The following is an 18193-nucleotide window of genomic DNA, read 5'->3' as shown; positions in this document are numbered from 1 at the left end:
TAATGAATACGTTAATGCAGAATTTTTTGCTTCTTTTTTTGAAATCTGTACTTCTGCTATTGTTCCGAGATACTTATAGTATATGGAACGAAACAGATCATACCCAAATGAAATTAGGATTGAAAATATCAACCCAGATACTGGTGTTACACCTGAACAATTGATTAATCATCTAAACCAATTAACATACATCTCCCATTGGAAGCTTGCAAGAAATCTAACTGAAGTTGAAATTCAGGATGCAATTCATGATACCACATTCAGGATATTGGATAAAATGAAACAGGGAATTGTTCCCAAACATAACTACGATGATTTCAAATCATACCTGTTCATCTCCTATTCACACTCCTTGGGAAGACAATTCCAACTAAGGAAACCAAATAAGATTCAAATGCTCACAAAAGCATTCCCCTATCAGGATATAAATGATGACTTCGAGATTTTCAATCCATTCCAAAATGAAGAGGATGAATATCTCTTAAACCAAAGAAGAAATATTCTTCATAAAGCAATTAATCTTCTTAATGATGAACACAAACTTGTCATTAATTCATTAATGACAGGAAAATCCATATACGAAGTGGCAAACGAAATAAAAAGAACCAAGCAGTATGTTTCCAACATCAAAAGTAGGCTGAAAAAAATAGCAAAGTATCTAATGAATAATCCTAATTACCAATCAAACAATGAAAAAAATAAGAATTAAAGAAAAAGGAAAAAAATAAATGATGTCACAATTAGGTGTGCATATTTATATAAATATGAATGATTATATAACAATTGATAATATAGACCAGATACACGGGGTTACACCTGAACAGTTAATCTCATACCTACATCAGCTTAAAGATAGGTCACACAACATCTACAAATTAACTAATGATCTTCACCAACATGAATGGAAAGAAGCTATCCATAATACTGTAATAGAAATATACGGTAAAATGCAAATGGGCCATGTACCAAAATATAATTTTGATGAATTTAGGTCTATCCTTTTTGTTGCATTTAAGTATAGATTGCTAAACCAATTTGAAAAAAAGAAATATCATCATACAGATATAATTCGTAGAGCTTATTGCTATGATAATGTTATAAGCGATGAATTTAGTATTCTTGAACCTTTTGACGAATTTGATTTAGATGATCAGGAACTGAAAGAATTTAATAAAAAAAAAGAAATTCTTGGAAATGCCATTCTTCTTTTGTCCAAGGAAAAGCAATATTTTCTGGAAGAATATTTCAAGGATAAAGACCCAAAAGATATTGCAAAGGAACTAAAGAGAAGTAGTCAATTCTGGCCCTTACTAAAGAAGGAACTTATTGAAAATGCAACGAACATTCAAGAGAATCCAAATTATTTCAATTCCAAATTCAAAAAAACAAAACGTATAGATAAAGACTATCTCCTTAGTCTAACAAAGAAGCACTCCAAGGCGCAATTAAAAAAGATTTACGAACATCTTGATACTTTATTGAAGTTAGATCAGCAGATTCCTTACTTGTTGAAGAATGGCTTCTCAACGCGATCTATAGCGAAAATCCTGAACTGCACAAGAAATAACGTCTGCGATTATAATAAGAAATTTAAACAAAAAAGTACTTCCTGAAATTCTTGACATATTTATTAAATATGTCAAGATATAATTCAGATAGACCATTTATTCACCTTGAACCAACACCAATAAATGGATTAACACCTGATGTGCTCAGAAAACAATTGCTTCACTGGTCACAGGCTATTCCTATTGTCAGAGCTTATCCTAATGACATTATAGACACTGTAATCAATGATGCAACAATTGATATATGGAATAAGATGTGCGAAAGAACGGTGTCTAATACGTTTATATGCGATTATAAAAATTATGCCATAACAACACTTAAATATAAAATCATTAGCCTATCAAGGTCGAAAGAATTCCTTATCAAAGAAAGGTATAAAATCATCTCAATTGATGATGCATATTATGATGGAGAATTGGAAGATTATAACGATTACACCCAAATCGAACATAAAATTGATATGGAAAACCAGCATAAGCTATTGAATATGGCAATCGAATGTCTTCCAACCGAGAGACAAAACGATGTTCGTCAAGTATTGGCAGGAAAAATAAAAGAAAGAAACCTTGGTAAGAACTGGTGGTATTTCCAATCAATCCAAAATGACCTGAAGTATATCATTGCAAGAATTAAAAATGGAGAAAACATCGATGATATTAAAAAACTAAAGAATTTCAGACCTAAAAAGAATATATATCATCAATACGCTCTATTAAGCTCGTAAAACCATCTCAATCTAAAACTATGTATTGAGATTGATAATATAAATAAGATCAGTAATGAGGTTCTAATAACCTCACAGAATAACTCCTTATCCTATGGATATAACAACACAAAAAGCTATTGAAAAATTACACCCAAAAATCAGACAAAAAGTAACTGATGCAATTAATGAATCTAATACCAAACTAACCGGTAATGCCAAGGTAAGAATCGTACAAGGACTAAGAACAATTGCTGAACAAAACACCTTATACGCTCAAGGACGTACCACCAAAGGCCCTATAGTGACCAATGCGAAAGGTGGCAGCAGTTTCCATAACTATGGATTAGCTATCGACTTCGCCCTTCTAATCGACAATAAAGAGGTATCATGGTCATTAACCAAGGACTTTGATGGTGATGGTTCATCTGATTGGATGGAAGTGGTGAAGGTATTTGAATCATTAGGTTTTGAATGGGGCGGAAATTGGAAAACAATAAAAGATAATCCTCATTTCCAAATGACAATGGGCTATAAATGGCAACAATTACTTGAAAAATATAATGCTGGTGATACAATCACCGATTCAAATGGCATTAAATACGTCAATATCTAATTTTAGCCCTTTTGGGAATTTCAACATATTTATATAAAGAAATAAAAAGATCAATATAAAAGCTTATGGGATACTACTTAAATACAAGAACCGGAGAACGTGGCCATTTTAACGATTTATGGAATAACATTCAAAATGATGATATAATAGATAGTTATTCTGGTGAAGAACCAAATATTCATTATCTCGTAAGCAGTATGGCATATGTTAGTTATCCTGATGGATATAAAAAAACTGATTTTAGAAAAATAAAAAAACAAATGAATTACATCTTTAAAAACCAAAGAACCCATCAAATCGCAATGAACTTGCAAGATTTGATTAAATACACCGAAACTGGTGATGTTATTGAAATAAGAGACAGCAAAGAAGTGTGTTTATTAACCGTAGCTGAGATTGTTAGAGAATATGAAATAAGATTGTATGATAAAATGTATTATCAACCAAAAAGCTAATGATCTTCTATCATAATATCACACATCAAACATCCCAACCCAAAGATATTTTGATTTTTTCCCTTTATCTCCATATTTATTTCAATATGGGAAATTATAAATCAGATTATGAAAGAAGCAGAAAAAGTGAAATTCAATTCGAAAATTATCTAAAAGAAAAATTCAAACTAAAAACTGAGAACTCAAGTAATAAGGGCCAATTTAGTGACTGGGATATCTCAAGTACAGCAAAAACTGGTAGGGTCATAAGGTTTGAAATCAAACGCCAAGCTAAATACTATGACCATGACTTAAAAGGACAAACTGTTGTTATCGAAACGGCTCGAATAATAGACAACATTTCAATACCATGTGGCTTATCACTTACCAAAGCTAATTACGTAGTATTTCAATTTGAAGATGACACCAACTTCTATCTTATTAAAGTTGATATCCTTAAATCACTCTGTGAAAATCATAAACTGAAAGAAAAGAAAGTTATCTACGATAAAAACAACTTCCTGCTTCACATTTTCAATAAACCATTTATTCTCCAATACTGCATTGTAATTTAATAATCAAAATAAGACCGCTATGATAATATCCATGACCCTAAGTGAAACTATCCAAAGCCCAATTAAAGCTTCAAAAAGAAGTAGAAGCTGTACTCAATAAACCTGAACCTTTAACCGTCGAAGACAAGGAATACATTTACGAAAACTATAATGAAGCTGCTATAGCTGAAATAACAACAGCATCTGCTTATTTCACACCCCTTGATCTTGCTTATGATTTTGCCCTATTATCTCCGCGTTATGGGGTAATGGTTGATATGTGTGCTGGCTTCGGTATTCTTTCCTTCTGTGCAAGGGTAAGAGATACCTGTGAACACAATATTAAGTACCAGATTTGTATAGAGCGAAACCCTGAATTCGTAAGGATTGGTAAAATACTGCTTCCTGAAGCTGATTGGATAATTGGAGATATATTCGACAAATCCATTTGGGATAACATTCATTCCAAGTACGGAAGAATAGATTGTATTGTGTCAAATCCCCCATTTGGTAAGGTAAGTAAAACTGATGCTGATAGAAGCTGGTTGAAATATAAAGGAGCTGATATTGATATTGCTGCCATTGAAATAGCTCTAAGACAAACACCAGATGTATCAATGCTTCTTCCCAAAAACTCAATAACCTTCAGATACTCAGGACGGCCATACTATGAAGAATGTGAAAATAGAAAAATAACCAAACTAAAGAAAGAAACAGGAATGAAGTTCATAATGACTAATCCCGGCTTAGATACCAGTGTTTATTCCGATTTCAAAAATACTAAAGTACATGTTGAGCATGTGGATTTCTTGGATTTCAAAATACCTCAGTAATATTTTTGTTTAATCAAGATTTCCATTTAATCAAGATTTATAATTAATTATTAAAAATGCTACATAGTAGTAGAGCAATAACACAATAAATACATTATAAACCACCACTGCATTTTTTTTCCGTAAGTACAAAATGCAATCAGAATTTTCAAAAAACTTAAAAACAGTTTTATTTTTTCAAAAATAAATGAAACCATTTGGTTGCATAATAAAAAATAGTCTTAAATATGAAAACAGAATTAACACAAGCTGAATATGAATTTCTAAACGAACAAAGGGACAAATTTGATTCATTAATAAATAGCCAGTATATATCTAACATAGATGGTAATTGGCTGGGTAAATTTGGTAATCTATTCAGCGAATACTTTAATGAACCATTTAAAAGTAACTGTGGAGCTTGTGTAAAGTCAGCTATGACCAGAATGTATAACAAGATGAAAGAATATCAAGAGAAAAATATAGCTCAGTAATAAGGCTTTAAACGCATTATGGAAACAGGTGTAACGATATATAACGATTATGAAACAGTAATTCCAACTGTAATACAGCCAAAGCAATTATCCAAGATGGAATTAATAAGGATGAAATCAAAGCAATTGGCCAATGGTGAAACAACCATACTTGAGATAGGTAAGGAGCTTAAACTAACCCAAAGACAAGTAGACTTTGCGCGGTATTATACAACTGAAGAATACTTTGGTAATGGTGTTAGAGCCGCTGGTAAGGCATATGGCCTAAATCCAGACAATAAGAACGAAAGGAATAGGTGTTCTGTATATGCTTCTAATAACCTCAAACATGCTGCTATATTAATGCTGATTGATATCCTGTTGGATTCTGAAGGCTTTAATGATCAGTTTATGGATAAGCAGCTCTTGTTAGTAGCTACACAGAATGCAGATTTGAAAGCAAAGATGTTAGCTATAAAGACATATAATGAAGTTACAGGTAGGGTAAAGAAACAGATTGAGATTAACCATACAAAGACATATGACTTCACAAACCTTTCTAAAGATGAATTGGCTGTATTAATAGCGATAGCGGAAAGAGCAAAGCTGGATAACGGGTAAAAATAAGACTAAATTAACTGGGTTAATAACAGTGATGAATATACTAATACATGAAAAACTGATATTCCCACTTGATAGGTAAAAGCTGATGTAATAACTATATAATTTCCCACTGAGAAAAAGTGTCCTTATAATCGGTATTATGTTAAATAGGATTTCTGCTCACTTTTCCCACTTAACCAAATAACAAATAAATCTAATATGATATGAATGACCTCCAAAGGACGTAAAATAAAACCTAAACTTTCAAAAAATATTGAAAATACAGAAAATGAAATAGATTTTTCTACCTCGCCGTCTGAAAACGTTATACCCAGCCCCAAAAAGCAACAGCGTAATTCAAATGGGGGCCTCCCAAAAGCTCCAGCTAAAGGTAAAAAAAAGGTAAAAGCAATTGAATCTGCTGCTGAAAAATTTCCAGAAAATTCAAATGGGGAAATTCCATTCAATAATGATGCGCTGAAAAGCATATTCGATAACATTGATGCTGCCAAAGCTGAATTGTGTAGAAAGGATTTCTATTTTTTTGTAAAGGAATTTTGGTCAATTATAATTAATGAAACCCCTATATGGAATTGGCATATTGAATACTTGTGTAAGGAGCTTCAGGAAATTGGTTTGCATGTAGCACATCGAGAAAAGAAAGTTAATGATGTAATTATTAATATCCCACCTGTTACTTCAAAGTCTACCATTTGTTCAATAATGTTTCCTGCATGGCTATGGACTGTAGACCCCACGATAAAAATAATTAGTGCATCTTATTCTGCTGCATTGGCAATGGAGCAATCCACCAAGAGCAGAACCATTATTGTTTCCGACAAGTACCAAAAATATTTCCCATTTGTTAAGATAAAAGATGATCAGAATGTAAAATCAAACTATCAAACAAGTACAGGTGGTGCAAGGTTGACAACCTCAACTGGTGCAATGGTTACGGGGTTACATGCACATATCATTATAGTAGATGACCCCCAAAACCCTGAGCTTGCTAATAGTGATATAGAGAGGAATAAGACTAATGAATGGATTTCAGGAACCTTATCAACCAGAAAGATTGATTCTGAAATAGCAGTAACTATTACAGTTCAACAAAGATTACATCCATTAGATGTTACAGGATATTTATTATCCAAGAATAAGCAGTATAAACACATTTGTTTACCTGCTGAACTTAATAAAAGCCTTCTTCCAAGCGAATTAAAGGATAATTATAGAGATGGTTTACTTGATGTAGTTCGATTAAGTCGTTCTGTATTGGCTGAAAAGCTGATTGATTTAGGTTCAAAAGGATTTAAAACACAGTTCCAACAGTCACCACAGAATGATGAAGACAGTATTATTAGAGAATCTTGGTTACAAATCATCCCTTTTGCCGATTTCCAAATAATTATTAAAGACGCAAATCCTGTAATTGACTTCTACGCGGATACAGCTTATACCGAAAAAACGAAAAATGACCCAAGTGCAATATTGGCATGTGCCAAGATAGGAGAGATACTATACATCTTGAATGTTGCACAGGTATGGTTGGAATTTCCAAAGCTTATTGAATACATCAAAACATTTACAGTTAATAATGGATACACCAATAGGAGCAGGATATACATTGAACCAAAAGCATCAGGTAAGAGCATTGTTCAATTTATGAAATCACAAACAGCTTTGAATGTAATTGAAGGAGCAGTACCTAAAGGAAGTAAAATTGAAAGGTTAAATGCGATATCTCCAAAGGTTGAAGCTGGAAAGGTGATAATAGTTCAGGGGAATTGGAATAAGGTGTTTATAAGTGAAGTAACCAGTGATTCACCAGCCCATGATGATCAAAGGGATTGCTTCTCAATGGCTGTAAGTGATAAGTTGGTTAAGTCTAAGAACTATGGTAAGTATAGTATAAGATAAGATTATTCGGTGTAATACAAATATTCGGCTGAAGGGCTACAATATATAGAAGGTTATGATAAAAATTAAACAAAGTTGGGAGGAAGTAACAATTGCTGAATTTTTTCAGATTACATCAATTATAAAAGATGATGTATTAAATGATTTGGAAAAAAAGGTTGGTGTATTGGCAATATTGGCTGGTGTGAATGAATCTGAATTAGATAATTATCCAATCCAAGAGATTCATCAATTATTCAGGGAATGTGATTTTATATATGAACAACCCAAGGGTAATATTCAGGATTATTATGTTATTGGTGGTAAGCGATATAAGTTTATCAAGGAAGTGAATAAGTTAACTGCTGCTCAATTTATTGATTTATCCAATTATACAAAGACGGCTGATGACATTATTGAGAATCTACACTTGATATGTGCAACCTTATTATTACCTGCTCCATATGTTGCTGCAAAGCCATTGGGAAGACTAAAAAGATTAAGTAATAAGATTGCTAAGAAAATAAAACATCCCAAGGATAAGGCTTTTATGGCTTCTATTGGGATTAAGGAATATCAATCTGATATTATCAATTTACCTGTAGAGGCATATTTGCAAACACCTCAAGAGGAAACGGCTGAAAATTTATTTAATAATATGAAGGTAAGTGATGCTATGGGTATTGCAGTTTTTTTTTGCCTTCTTTTCGAGGTCTCTTTTCAGATTACAAAGGATTTTTTGAAACAGGAAGTGAAGAATCAGTTGAAGTTAGTTTCTCCGATGTTACAGAATCCGAAGGAGCAGGAGATGATGAAGAAGATAATGCAGGAGATGTAGGATGGTTCCAATTAAAATGGCAATGGATTGCAACGATAGATAGCATTGTTGAGGGGGATGTTACCAAATGGCCATATTTATTGAATATACCAGTAAGGGATTTTTTAACGACAATAATATTTTATCAGGATAAACGAATCCATGATAAACAAGAATACGAAAGACAAATGAAAGAATTTAAAAAATAATGGCAAATAATATAATAGATAGTGTAGAAAATATTCTTCAATCATATGGTGAAACCATTGTTAATGCCATTGAGGGTAAGTTATCAGGTAAGGTTGCAAGTGACAAGATACCGGGAAGTGTAACATTTAATATTGTGAAGTTGGATACTTCAATCAAGTTACAGATTTTGACTGCTGATTTTTTGAATTGGATGGAATCAGGTAGGAAAGCTGGAAAGATGCCACCATTAGAAAATATAATCCAATGGGTAATCACCAAGGGAATTAAGCCAAAAGGATTTCCAAGAAAATCTAAGGTATCAATATTCGACAAACAAAAGAGAATGTCATTTGCCATTGCAAAGAGCATAGCAAATAAAGGTATAAAGCGTAAACCGGTTGTAACCCCAATTGTCGATAAGACTGTAAATAATTTTGTTGTTGATATTGGTAAGGCTATTAATGTGGCATTTGCTGATAGTATTAAAGATGAATTCATTTCGGCTATTAATACAAATAATAAAAAAGGAATTAAAATTATAAAATCTAAATGAGCATAGTGATTCTTAACCAGCCCTCACATGATAGTTTGCAATCAGCAGGAAATGATTCATATTTTACTGTATCCGCAACAACATTTAGTGCTGGTACGGCATTAACAGATTATAAATATGTCGCGGATATTTATGTTAGCACAGATTTAGTTGCAACATTAAAATCATTTCCTGACCCAAATTATAATATTGGTGTTTTCAATTTATATAATGTATTACCAACTTTTATAAATAGTTATATTGATTTTACTTATGGATATTCAACATCATTATCCACATTATTTGGTGAAGTTAATAATGGATATGTAAATGTTTTTTTAAGTATTGGTGAGCAATATTTATTAGATGGTGTTTATGTAAGTGATAAAAATCAATTACAAAGTAATTCGATTAATTATATTAATTCATCTTTAGAATTTTTGGATAATGTAAGATTATCTGCAAGTACAATATCTCAAGTTTATCCAACTGGTACTACAAGTGGAAATTATTTAGGTTATAGTGACCCAATATTTAATACAAAGGATAATTATACTTGGCCTGAAATGAGGCAATATTTATATTTCTTTTTAAATGAAAATAATTCATTTAAACTTCAAGCAGATATAACAACGTATGATATCAATGGTTCTCTTGTTGGAATATATAGAACCTTAACCGGCTATACATTTACAAGTGGAAATACTGGATTGAAATATATTGCTTGTGGTTATACACAATTACAGAATTTAGCTACATCAGCATATACAGTTGTTTCAGGTGCAAGTACAATTATAAATGGGAATGTTGCATCCTATACAATCCAATTAAGAAATCAATCACCGGGAAGTTTATTACCAGCAATAAATAGATTCTATATTAAACCCAATTGTTCAAAATATAAAAGGTGGAATGTGTATTGGTTAGACAAATATGGAAATTATAGTTCATGGAGATTTGATAAACAAAGTTTTGAAAAGATAAATAAAAATCAAAGTGAATATAAAAAGATTTATGGGCAACTTGAAAGCAATGGTAATTATGTAATTAATAGTTATGATAGAAATGCCAAGACTTTTTATACATCAATTGAAAGGTCAATTTTATTAACAACGGATTTTTTAACTGATAATCAAGTATTACATTTTGAAGGATTATTTAATAGTCCTGAAATTTATATTGAGGATTTAGATAATACTGGAAAATTAATTGCTGTAACGATACCTGATAACGAATTTCAAATAAACAAGAGGGTAAATAAAAAGATTTATTCATTGAAAGTAAATTTCAAATATGCTCATAACGATTATACCCAAATTGGATGATTATGGCTGATACTAGATTTAATTTAAGAATTTTTATTGAAGGATATGAAGTTGATTTAGCTGATACGATTGATTTAGCTACGACATATACTATTGCCAATGTACAAGATATAAGTAAGATTAGTTCTAATTATTCAAAATCCATTACACTTCCGGGTACAAAGAATAATAATAAACTTTTTAATTGGTTATATAGAATAGATTCAACTGGTGAAGAAGCTGATCTTGATGATACACTTCCAAATATTGGTTATAATTTCAATTTTAAAAGAAAGGCTAAGACATATATTGTTCAAGATAATCAGGTTATATTAAATGGTTATGCAAAATTACAATCTGCTAATATTAAGAATGGTTATATAACTTATAATATTCAAATAACTTCTGAATTAGGCGCATTGATTGGTGATTTGGGCGATAAAAAATTAGAAGACCTTGATTTATTTGTTCCTGAATTAACCTCTGGTTATACACATAACTTCAGTAATATCAATATTAAAAATAGTTGGAATCAAACGCCATGTACAAGTTATTTTTATCCTCTCTGCGATTATGGAGATTATGATACATTAAATGGTGTTAATTTTTATAAAGAGAATTTAAGACCTTGTTTGTTTGCTAAGCAATATTTTGATATGGTATTTTCTGCTGGTGGATATACATATGATTCAGGATTTATCAATTCAGATTATTTTAAAAGATTGATTATACCATTTAGTGATGGTAATATAACAAGAGCGGCTGATAATACAACAATTACACATTCAGGTTCAACATTAAGTCTTGCTAATGTATCTGCAACAACAGTTAATACCAATTTCTTTAATAATGAAATAAGTGATATACAGAATCATTATACAGCAACTACACAAGTATATGCTGTTTCTACTACTGATGTATATAAATTTGATTTTAATATTCCATTTCATTTTGAATTTCATGCACAATCATATGATGGACATCCATTATTAAATAGTGCTGCAATATCATTTGAATTATCAGTTGATAAATATGCAAGCTATGCAGATTTAGTAAGTAATACAATAAGTAGTAATGAGGTCATAGGAACATTTACATCACCAGTAAATAATACTGTTTTATATGCAACTGATTTTACTTCTTCAACACTAAATCTTCTGGGTTCAAATGTTGCAATCAATTATACTGTTGATCAATATCTAAAATTCAGATTAAAAGCAAATTTTACTGGTAGTCCAGAAAGGATGTGGAAATATAATCTTTATGTTCCGGGGCCTCAAGGGCCTCATGCTCAAATTGTTTATGTTAGTGGCAATACCAATACTATTGTTGAAACTAGAAATGGAAGTAACCCATACATTAGAATATCTAAGTCATATGGATTGGCACCTTATGAATTAACATATAATGATTTTGCAATAAAAAATGTGAAATGCGCTGATTATGTCTCAAGTATTCTTAAATTATTCAATCTTTATATAGTTCCTGACAAGGATAGACCTAAGCATTTTAATATTTATACAAGAGATGAATATTTTGGACTTGGAGATAATAAAAATTGGACTGATAAAATTGATAAATCAGATAATATTGATATAGTTCCTATTCCAAATCTGGATGCTAAGCAATTATACTTTACTTATAAGGAAGATAAAGATTGGTTTAATACTCAGTATACTGCGCTTAATGGTGGTATCTATGGCGATTTAAGACTTGATACAGGATATGAATTTACTAAAGACACTAAAAATGTATTGGATAAATTAATTTTCTCTCCAACACCAATAATTCAGTATGATAATATTGAATATCCATGCGAAGAAACATTTGAATGTAGGAATTCCAATAAAAGCATTCTTTATGTCAGTGGATATAATAATATCACACAAAGTAATAATACCCAACCAGACAAAGGTGGATTTTTAAAAGCAAGGGTTGGTGCTCAAATCAGATATTTTGGTAGTTTATATACGATAACAACAGTCCTTTTAACGCCATATAATTTTAGAATAGATGTTACACCAGACTTATCTGGTCGTACAGGTGGCGCTCATGATGGAACATGGTATACCGTAGCGGATACATTTACTTATGTAACTAATAATGACAAATCATTTCCCGCAATTTATCAGACAAGTGATAATAATGTTACCAGAAAGCCATTAAAAGCTAATCCAAGGATTTTATATTGGGCTGGTAATGTTTCTTGTAATGATTGGGTTTTGGAAGAAAAAACACTCCTTAGTCCGGGGGTAATAAGTCAAACATGGGATCATTTACAGTATTATCCTTATTGTTCACATCTTAATAGTAATAGTGGCGCAACAACAGATTTATTATTTGAACAACCAAAACAATTATTCTTCAATTATCCGGCACAATATCCAATATTTAATTTGTATACTGGCTATTGGAAAAATACAACTAATGAAATATTAGATAATGAAGCTAAATTATTAACTGCCAATTTAAAATTAAATTCTCTTGATATTTCAAATGTTGGTTTAAATGATACAATTTTTATTGATGGAATTAAATATCGTATTAATCAAATTAAAGATTTTAAAGCTGATAATAGTTTGACAACACAATGTGAATTAATAAGAAAACCATTTGAAGATGTAATTGATAATCCTGTTTATACAGCCTCAACAAAAAGTGATTTATCAACAATTAGATATTATAATCAAGTAAGTACTGGATTAACCATTGATAATGTACAAATTGATGATGGGGCCGGTTATGACGATGTGATAATTTTTAATGGCAAACCAATTCCTTATAGTTCACACAATAGGTTTTCTAAATACAAAGCTGGTACATGGAATGTTGCCATATATTTTACTACAAATGGTAACGGATATCATTATTTAAGATGTACTGATTCATTGGGAACAGTAAGTGATTCTGTAATCCCAATTTTATTTAGTGGAAGTGGATCATGGGTGTTTAATAATACAGTTTTTTCATCTTTAAATGATGTTATAATTGAAGTACTGGATGCGCCTTAATAAAGGCTGTAATTAATAGTGTCTCATTGGTACGTGAGACTAATAATAAAAAACAAATCTTATTCTATAATATAAAATGTCACGTGTAAATGCAGAAATAGATATAAATTTTGGAAACCTACCACAAACATTAGGCGAAGTTAGAGCAGAATTTACCGAATTATCACGAAGAATTCAAACACTTACCAGAGACAGTGAAGAATATAATGCTGTTGTTCATCGTTTGGGTGACTTACGTGGAGAAATTAGAAACTTCAGAGATGATTTGAACCAATTAAACCCTGAACAACAATTTAGAGCATTCCAAGGTATATTGAATGGATTAGTTGGTGGTTTTGCTTCTGCGGTAGGAGCTGTTGCCTTATTTGGAGCAGAAAATAAAGAATTAGAAAAGACTTTAATTAAAGTTAATGGTGCTGTAGCATTACTTGGTGGATTCCAATCCATGCAAGATGGTTTAAGAGATTTGAAATTATTATTGGGATTGACTAATGCTGAAATGGTTATATTAATTACGGCATTGGCTGCTATTGCTGGTGGTGCCGTTTATTTAAGTCAATCTTTTGATACATTAACACAGAAACAAAAAGCATTTAATGATGTTCAAGTAAAATCTATTGATGGATTTTTAAAAGAAAAGGTCGCTGTTGAATCATTATTAGCTGAGGCACAAAAGGATAATACTACAAGACAAAGAAAGAAAGAAATTATTCAGGAATTGAATAAACTTTCTCCACTTTATTTTCATAGTATTAGAACAGAAGAAGACCTCCAAAATAAAGCTACTGCTGCTGTTCAAAAATATATCAAAGCAATTGAAATTAAAGCTCAAATTCAAGCAGCACAAGATAAACTTGTTGAAGCTCAAAAGCCAATTATTGAAAGACAAATTAAATTACAAACTGAATTAGCAGATTTACCAAATAAAATCTTTGATTCTGAAGAAAGAAAACAAAAAAATATTGAAGGTTTAAGAAAAAGGATTGCTCAAGGTAACGATGAAGAATTAGTAGCATTAAAGAAAAGAGCTGAACCAGTTTTACAAATTATTGGCGAATTACAAAAACAACTTGATCAGGTTGGTGGTGATCCTACTGGCACAAGGAATGATAACTATGTAAAAGCTGTTGCAAATTATCAAGCATTTCTTGATGAATTGGAGAAAAGGGCTGAAGCAACTGATGCTAAAATCAAATTCCAACAAACACAATTTGTTGACCCAAACCAATTTAATAAATCACAATTTGATGTTTCCAAAGCAACTGGAAAAGATAAACGTAATATAGAAGATATAAGAAATCCAATTACAGGATTAACAGAAAAGGAGACTAAAGAGAAAACTGAAAACGATTTTAAATTACAAGAGAATATTTTGCTTGATCAAAAAGCACAAAAATTAATTTCTGAACAAGATTATCAAGAACAATTATTACAACTTCAAATTTCATCATTAGAAGCTCAAAGACAAATTGCAATTTCTAATGGTGAAAATACTTTAGATTTTGATAAACAAATTACACAATCAAAAATTGAACTTGCTAAAACTGAAACTGATGGAAAAATCGCCCAACTAGAAGCTTATAGTGATGCACTTGGTAAATTGGGGGATATAGTGGGTCAACAAACTGTAGCTGGTAAGGCTCTTGGTATTGCTCAGGCTCTTATCAATACTTATATAGGCGTTTCTGAAGCTTTAGCCGCTAAATCTGTATTACCATCTCCTTTTGATGTAGCTGCAAAGATTATTAATGTCGCTGCTGTTGTAGCAACAGGTTTAAAAACTGTTAAATCAATTGTGGCTGTCAAAGTTCCAGCAAAAGGTGGTGGTGGAGCATTTGGGTCTGTTGGTGGAGCTGCGTCATATTCAGCACCATCTGTTGCGGCTGCAACAAATACAACAAATTTATCGGGTAATTCACTGGAACAAATAAATAGTAGAACAAACACACCAATAAGGGCTGTAGTTGTTGAATCAGATGTAACTAATGCCCAAGGCAGGGTAAGAGGTTATGAAACACAAGGAACAATATAATAACAAAATTTAATCAAAACCTATGGAAAAGAAATTGCCAATTCTCGAAATGCTTATATCAGAAAATGAAGATGATTCAACTGGTGTATTCTCAATATCATTTGTTGAATCACCAGCTATTGAATTGAGATTCTTAAAATTCAATCAAGATAATAAGAAGATAAATTTCAGTATAACCAATGAAGAAAAAAGAATCGTATCGGGGCCTGTATTAGTGCCGGATAAAATGATATACAGGAATGATAATGGGTATGAATATTATGCCTTCGTAACAAAAGAAACAATTGAAGAAACTGTATTGAAATTCTTTAAAACAAATCGAATACAAAACGTAGATATTGAACATGATGGATTGTTATTAAATGGTATTACTTTATTTGAAAGCTTTATTATTGACAAAGCAAGGGGCATTAATACACCAAATACCTATGTTGAAACATTACCTGATGGTACATGGTATGCTTCCTATAAAGTTAATTCTGATGAAGTATGGAAAGCCTGTAAAGATGGAACATTTAATGGTTTTTCTATTTCTGGTCTATTCAATATGGCAGAAGTCAAATTATCTATGAAAAAATCCAATATTGAGATTTTAAATGCATTGGAAGAATTATTTAAAGACGTATAAGTATTAATAGTGTCTTTATTTGCCAAGGCCCAATTCTTTAATTAGGATTGGGCCTCACTATTTATTTGAGGTTATGACAAATAATTGAAGAAAGTACTACATAGTATATGATAGTCTATTGCCTATATATTAATATCCTATGAATTTACTTTCAAAATTAAAAAGAGCAAAGCAATTGCTTAGTTCTGTAAAATTCACAAATGAACCTCTTGTTGATGGCTCCTTGATTGAATATACAAATTTAGAAGTTGGTGGTGAAGTTGTGCTTTTAGATTCTGCTGGAAATGCTTCGCTTTTGGCTGATGGTTCTTACAAAGCTAAATCTGGTTTACAATTCACCATTAAAAATGGTGTTTTCGCTTCTGTTGATACTTCAAAAGTTGATTCTCCAAAACTTTCAAGCAATCCGAAACCACAAGCACAAGCTGCAAAATCAGGTTCTACAAGTGCTGATACAGCTACCTTTAAAGTTGGTGATCAAGTTCAAGTAATCCCCGGAGAAGAACATGATCCTTCACATGCTGGTGTTACAATGGAAATTGCTGAAGTTAATGGGAATGCATATGCTGTAAAATTACCTGATGGAAGCATTCATGAATGGTATACAGCAGATGAATTAGTTCCTGCTACAGAAGCTGCACCAGTTAAACAAGCTGCTGCAATGCCAACTGATATGCCTCCCGCAAGTGGTGATACAGCAATGCCAGAAGCAGAACCTGTAGAACCTACTGATGTAGCAAGTTCAGTTTTCACACTTGAAGCAATTGGAACAATAATCGACAAAAAATTACTTCCAGTATGGGATGCTATTAATGCAATTCAGAATTGCATTATGAACTATCCGGCTTTTTATAAAAGTCATGAAGAAACACTTAAAGCTGTTGATGAAATAGCTGAGACTGTTACCAAACTTTCTAAAGCTCCAAGTTCAGCACCAATTGAAAGACAAATAAATCCTTTTACGGCAGTGCCAAAAGAAATAAAAGAAAGCAATGCCTATAAAATACTTCATGGTATTTAATAACATGAAACAAATAAATAAAAAAATTAAACCTTATATTCTATGGCTTTTGATGTATCAGCGTTACCCGCATACGTAGAACAGAATAAATTTCCACTTTTAAGAAAAGCAATTTTCGGTTCTAAGACAATTTCAATGTTAACCCCACGATTGGGTATTAAATCATCTGAAACGTTAAATATAATTGATGATACTGTATCATTCCAAGATGGTTCATCATGTACATATGTTGCTTCTGGTTCAACAACATTCTCTCAACGAACACTTGTTACAGGTAGACTTAAAGTACAAAAAGAATGGTGTGTTAAAGATCTTGAACCAAAATACTTACAGACGCAATTAATGGCTGGTGCTAATTCAAGTGAATTGCCTTTTGAAACTGAATTAGTTAATGGTCAACTTGAGCAAATTATTTCAAAAATGGAAATTGCTGCTTGGAATGGTGATACAAATAGTACCAATCCCGATTTAAATAGATTTGATGGATTGAACAAGATTATAACTGGTTCTACTGGCTATATTACTGGTAATACTTATATCACTGCAAGTTCTGCATATACTTATACTTCAATTACACAGGCGAATGTTATTTCAGTATTGAATACTGTTTATGCTGCAATTCCTGATGCTATCATCAATAAACCTGATACAGTAGTATTTGTTGGTACAGATGTTTATAAACTTTGGGTATTGGCTCTTACTTCTGCAAATTTATTTGCATATACTTCTAATGGTACGCAAGCTTCAATGGAATTTACTATTCCGGGTACAGATGTACGGGTTGTTGCAGTTAAAGGATTAACAGGTAAAGGAATAATTGTAGCAGCTAGTTTAAGCAACTTATTCTATGGTACCGACTTAATGAGCGATTCAGAAGAATTTGATATCTATTATGATCCAAAATTAAAAACATTCTCTTTTACAGTAGAATGGAGATCAGGAACCCAAATTGCATTCCCTGATCAAGTAGTATTCTTCAAAATACCTTAATAACTA

Annotated in this window: 18 protein-coding genes; all 18 read left to right on the top strand. The window is 31.6% G+C overall.

The window, feature by feature from the left end; genetic code table 11:
• Positions 1-82: 82 nt before the first annotated feature.
• The 18 genes from AC59IL_RS14870 to AC59IL_RS14785 all read left to right on the top strand — a co-directional run bounded on the left by AC59IL_RS14870 (position 83) and on the right by AC59IL_RS14785 (position 18187).
• The gene (locus AC59IL_RS14870; RefSeq protein ID WP_496552940.1) at positions 83-709 is read left to right on the top strand and encodes a hypothetical protein; all 627 of its coding nucleotides are present in this window, start codon (positions 83-85) and stop codon (positions 707-709) included.
• A 55-nt stretch (positions 710-764) separates the two neighbouring features.
• Positions 765-1613, top strand: coding sequence for a hypothetical protein (locus tag AC59IL_RS14865; protein ID WP_496552939.1), 849 nt, complete (start codon positions 765-767; stop codon positions 1611-1613).
• A 23-nt stretch (positions 1614-1636) separates the two neighbouring features.
• Entirely contained in the window at positions 1637-2293 is a 657-nt protein-coding gene (locus AC59IL_RS14860) for a hypothetical protein (RefSeq protein WP_496552938.1), read from the top strand.
• Between the two features lie 94 nt (positions 2294-2387).
• Positions 2388-2888, top strand: a complete 501-nt coding sequence (locus tag AC59IL_RS14855) for a M15 family metallopeptidase (protein ID WP_496552937.1) — start codon at positions 2388-2390, stop codon at positions 2886-2888.
• Positions 2889-2953: 65 nt separating this feature from the next.
• Positions 2954-3343, top strand: coding sequence for a hypothetical protein (locus AC59IL_RS14850; protein ID WP_496552936.1), 390 nt, complete (start codon positions 2954-2956; stop codon positions 3341-3343).
• A gap of 86 nt (positions 3344-3429) precedes the next feature.
• Positions 3430-3897 (top strand): hypothetical protein, encoded by a 468-nt coding sequence (locus tag AC59IL_RS14845; RefSeq protein ID WP_496552935.1) that lies wholly within the window; start codon positions 3430-3432, stop codon positions 3895-3897.
• A 41-nt stretch (positions 3898-3938) separates the two neighbouring features.
• A complete protein-coding gene (locus AC59IL_RS14840; RefSeq protein WP_496552934.1) occupies positions 3939-4709 on the top strand; it encodes a class I SAM-dependent methyltransferase in 771 nt (256 codons plus the stop codon).
• Between the two features lie 227 nt (positions 4710-4936).
• Positions 4937-5182, top strand: coding sequence for a hypothetical protein (locus AC59IL_RS14835; protein ID WP_496552933.1), 246 nt, complete (start codon positions 4937-4939; stop codon positions 5180-5182).
• Positions 5183-5200: 18 nt separating this feature from the next.
• On the top strand, positions 5201-5782 hold the full coding sequence (locus tag AC59IL_RS14830; protein WP_496552932.1) for a hypothetical protein: 582 nt from the start codon (positions 5201-5203) through the stop codon (positions 5780-5782).
• 210 nt (positions 5783-5992) lie between these two features.
• The gene (locus AC59IL_RS14825) at positions 5993-7684 is read left to right on the top strand and encodes a hypothetical protein (RefSeq protein WP_496552931.1); all 1692 of its coding nucleotides are present in this window, start codon (positions 5993-5995) and stop codon (positions 7682-7684) included.
• A gap of 55 nt (positions 7685-7739) precedes the next feature.
• A complete protein-coding gene (locus AC59IL_RS14820; protein WP_496552930.1) occupies positions 7740-8501 on the top strand; it encodes a hypothetical protein in 762 nt (253 codons plus the stop codon).
• Positions 8502-8688: 187 nt separating this feature from the next.
• Positions 8689-9222 carry a hypothetical protein gene (locus AC59IL_RS14815; protein ID WP_496552929.1) on the top strand — a complete coding sequence of 178 codons (534 nt, stop codon included), beginning with the start codon at positions 8689-8691 and terminating at the stop codon, positions 9220-9222.
• A complete protein-coding gene (locus tag AC59IL_RS14810) occupies positions 9219-10526 on the top strand; it encodes a hypothetical protein (RefSeq protein ID WP_496552928.1) in 1308 nt (435 codons plus the stop codon). Before AC59IL_RS14815 ends, AC59IL_RS14810 begins: the two co-directional genes overlap by 4 nt.
• 2 nt (positions 10527-10528) lie before the next feature.
• Positions 10529-13516 carry a hypothetical protein gene (locus AC59IL_RS14805; RefSeq protein WP_496552927.1) on the top strand — a complete coding sequence of 996 codons (2988 nt, stop codon included), beginning with the start codon at positions 10529-10531 and terminating at the stop codon, positions 13514-13516.
• Positions 13517-13592: 76 nt separating this feature from the next.
• Positions 13593-15548, top strand: a complete 1956-nt coding sequence (locus AC59IL_RS14800; protein ID WP_496552926.1) for a hypothetical protein — start codon at positions 13593-13595, stop codon at positions 15546-15548.
• Positions 15549-15570: 22 nt separating this feature from the next.
• Positions 15571-16176 (top strand): XkdF-like putative serine protease domain-containing protein, encoded by a 606-nt coding sequence (locus AC59IL_RS14795; RefSeq protein WP_496552925.1) that lies wholly within the window; start codon positions 15571-15573, stop codon positions 16174-16176.
• A 139-nt stretch (positions 16177-16315) separates the two neighbouring features.
• Positions 16316-17197 carry a hypothetical protein gene (locus tag AC59IL_RS14790; RefSeq protein WP_496552924.1) on the top strand — a complete coding sequence of 294 codons (882 nt, stop codon included), beginning with the start codon at positions 16316-16318 and terminating at the stop codon, positions 17195-17197.
• Positions 17198-17239: 42 nt separating this feature from the next.
• Positions 17240-18187: a hypothetical protein gene (locus AC59IL_RS14785; protein WP_496552923.1), complete on the top strand. Its 948-nt coding sequence runs from the start codon at positions 17240-17242 to the stop codon at positions 18185-18187.
• Positions 18188-18193: the final 6 nt, after the last annotated feature.

The sequence above is a fragment of the Niastella sp. sgz303648 genome, from assembly GCF_059587045.1.
This window is presented reverse-complemented; position numbering and strand designations above follow the sequence as displayed.

Bases quoted from the DNA above. Each gene is read 5' to 3' on its own strand.
- AC59IL_RS14850 (WP_496552936.1), top strand. From the start codon at position 2,954: ATGGGATACTACTTAAATACAAGAACCGGAGAACGTGGCCATTTTAAC.
- AC59IL_RS14800 (WP_496552926.1), top strand. From the start codon at position 13,593: ATGTCACGTGTAAATGCAGAAATAGATATAAATTTTGGAAACCTACCA.
- AC59IL_RS14860 (WP_496552938.1), top strand. From the start codon at position 1,637: ATGTCAAGATATAATTCAGATAGACCATTTATTCACCTTGAACCAACA.
- AC59IL_RS14835 (WP_496552933.1), top strand. From the start codon at position 4,937: ATGAAAACAGAATTAACACAAGCTGAATATGAATTTCTAAACGAACAA.
- AC59IL_RS14830 (WP_496552932.1), top strand. From the start codon at position 5,201: ATGGAAACAGGTGTAACGATATATAACGATTATGAAACAGTAATTCCA.
- AC59IL_RS14820 (WP_496552930.1), top strand. From the start codon at position 7,740: ATGATAAAAATTAAACAAAGTTGGGAGGAAGTAACAATTGCTGAATTT.
- AC59IL_RS14795 (WP_496552925.1), top strand. From the start codon at position 15,571: ATGGAAAAGAAATTGCCAATTCTCGAAATGCTTATATCAGAAAATGAA.
- AC59IL_RS14810 (WP_496552928.1), top strand. From the start codon at position 9,219: ATGAGCATAGTGATTCTTAACCAGCCCTCACATGATAGTTTGCAATCA.
- AC59IL_RS14790 (WP_496552924.1), top strand. From the start codon at position 16,316: ATGAATTTACTTTCAAAATTAAAAAGAGCAAAGCAATTGCTTAGTTCT.
- AC59IL_RS14865 (WP_496552939.1), top strand. From the start codon at position 765: ATGAATGATTATATAACAATTGATAATATAGACCAGATACACGGGGTT.
- AC59IL_RS14805 (WP_496552927.1), top strand. From the start codon at position 10,529: ATGGCTGATACTAGATTTAATTTAAGAATTTTTATTGAAGGATATGAA.
- AC59IL_RS14845 (WP_496552935.1), top strand. From the start codon at position 3,430: ATGGGAAATTATAAATCAGATTATGAAAGAAGCAGAAAAAGTGAAATT.
- AC59IL_RS14785 (WP_496552923.1), top strand. From the start codon at position 17,240: ATGGCTTTTGATGTATCAGCGTTACCCGCATACGTAGAACAGAATAAA.
- AC59IL_RS14815 (WP_496552929.1), top strand. From the start codon at position 8,689: ATGGCAAATAATATAATAGATAGTGTAGAAAATATTCTTCAATCATAT.
- AC59IL_RS14870 (WP_496552940.1), top strand. From the start codon at position 83: ATGGAACGAAACAGATCATACCCAAATGAAATTAGGATTGAAAATATC.
- AC59IL_RS14825 (WP_496552931.1), top strand. From the start codon at position 5,993: ATGACCTCCAAAGGACGTAAAATAAAACCTAAACTTTCAAAAAATATT.
- AC59IL_RS14855 (WP_496552937.1), top strand. From the start codon at position 2,388: ATGGATATAACAACACAAAAAGCTATTGAAAAATTACACCCAAAAATC.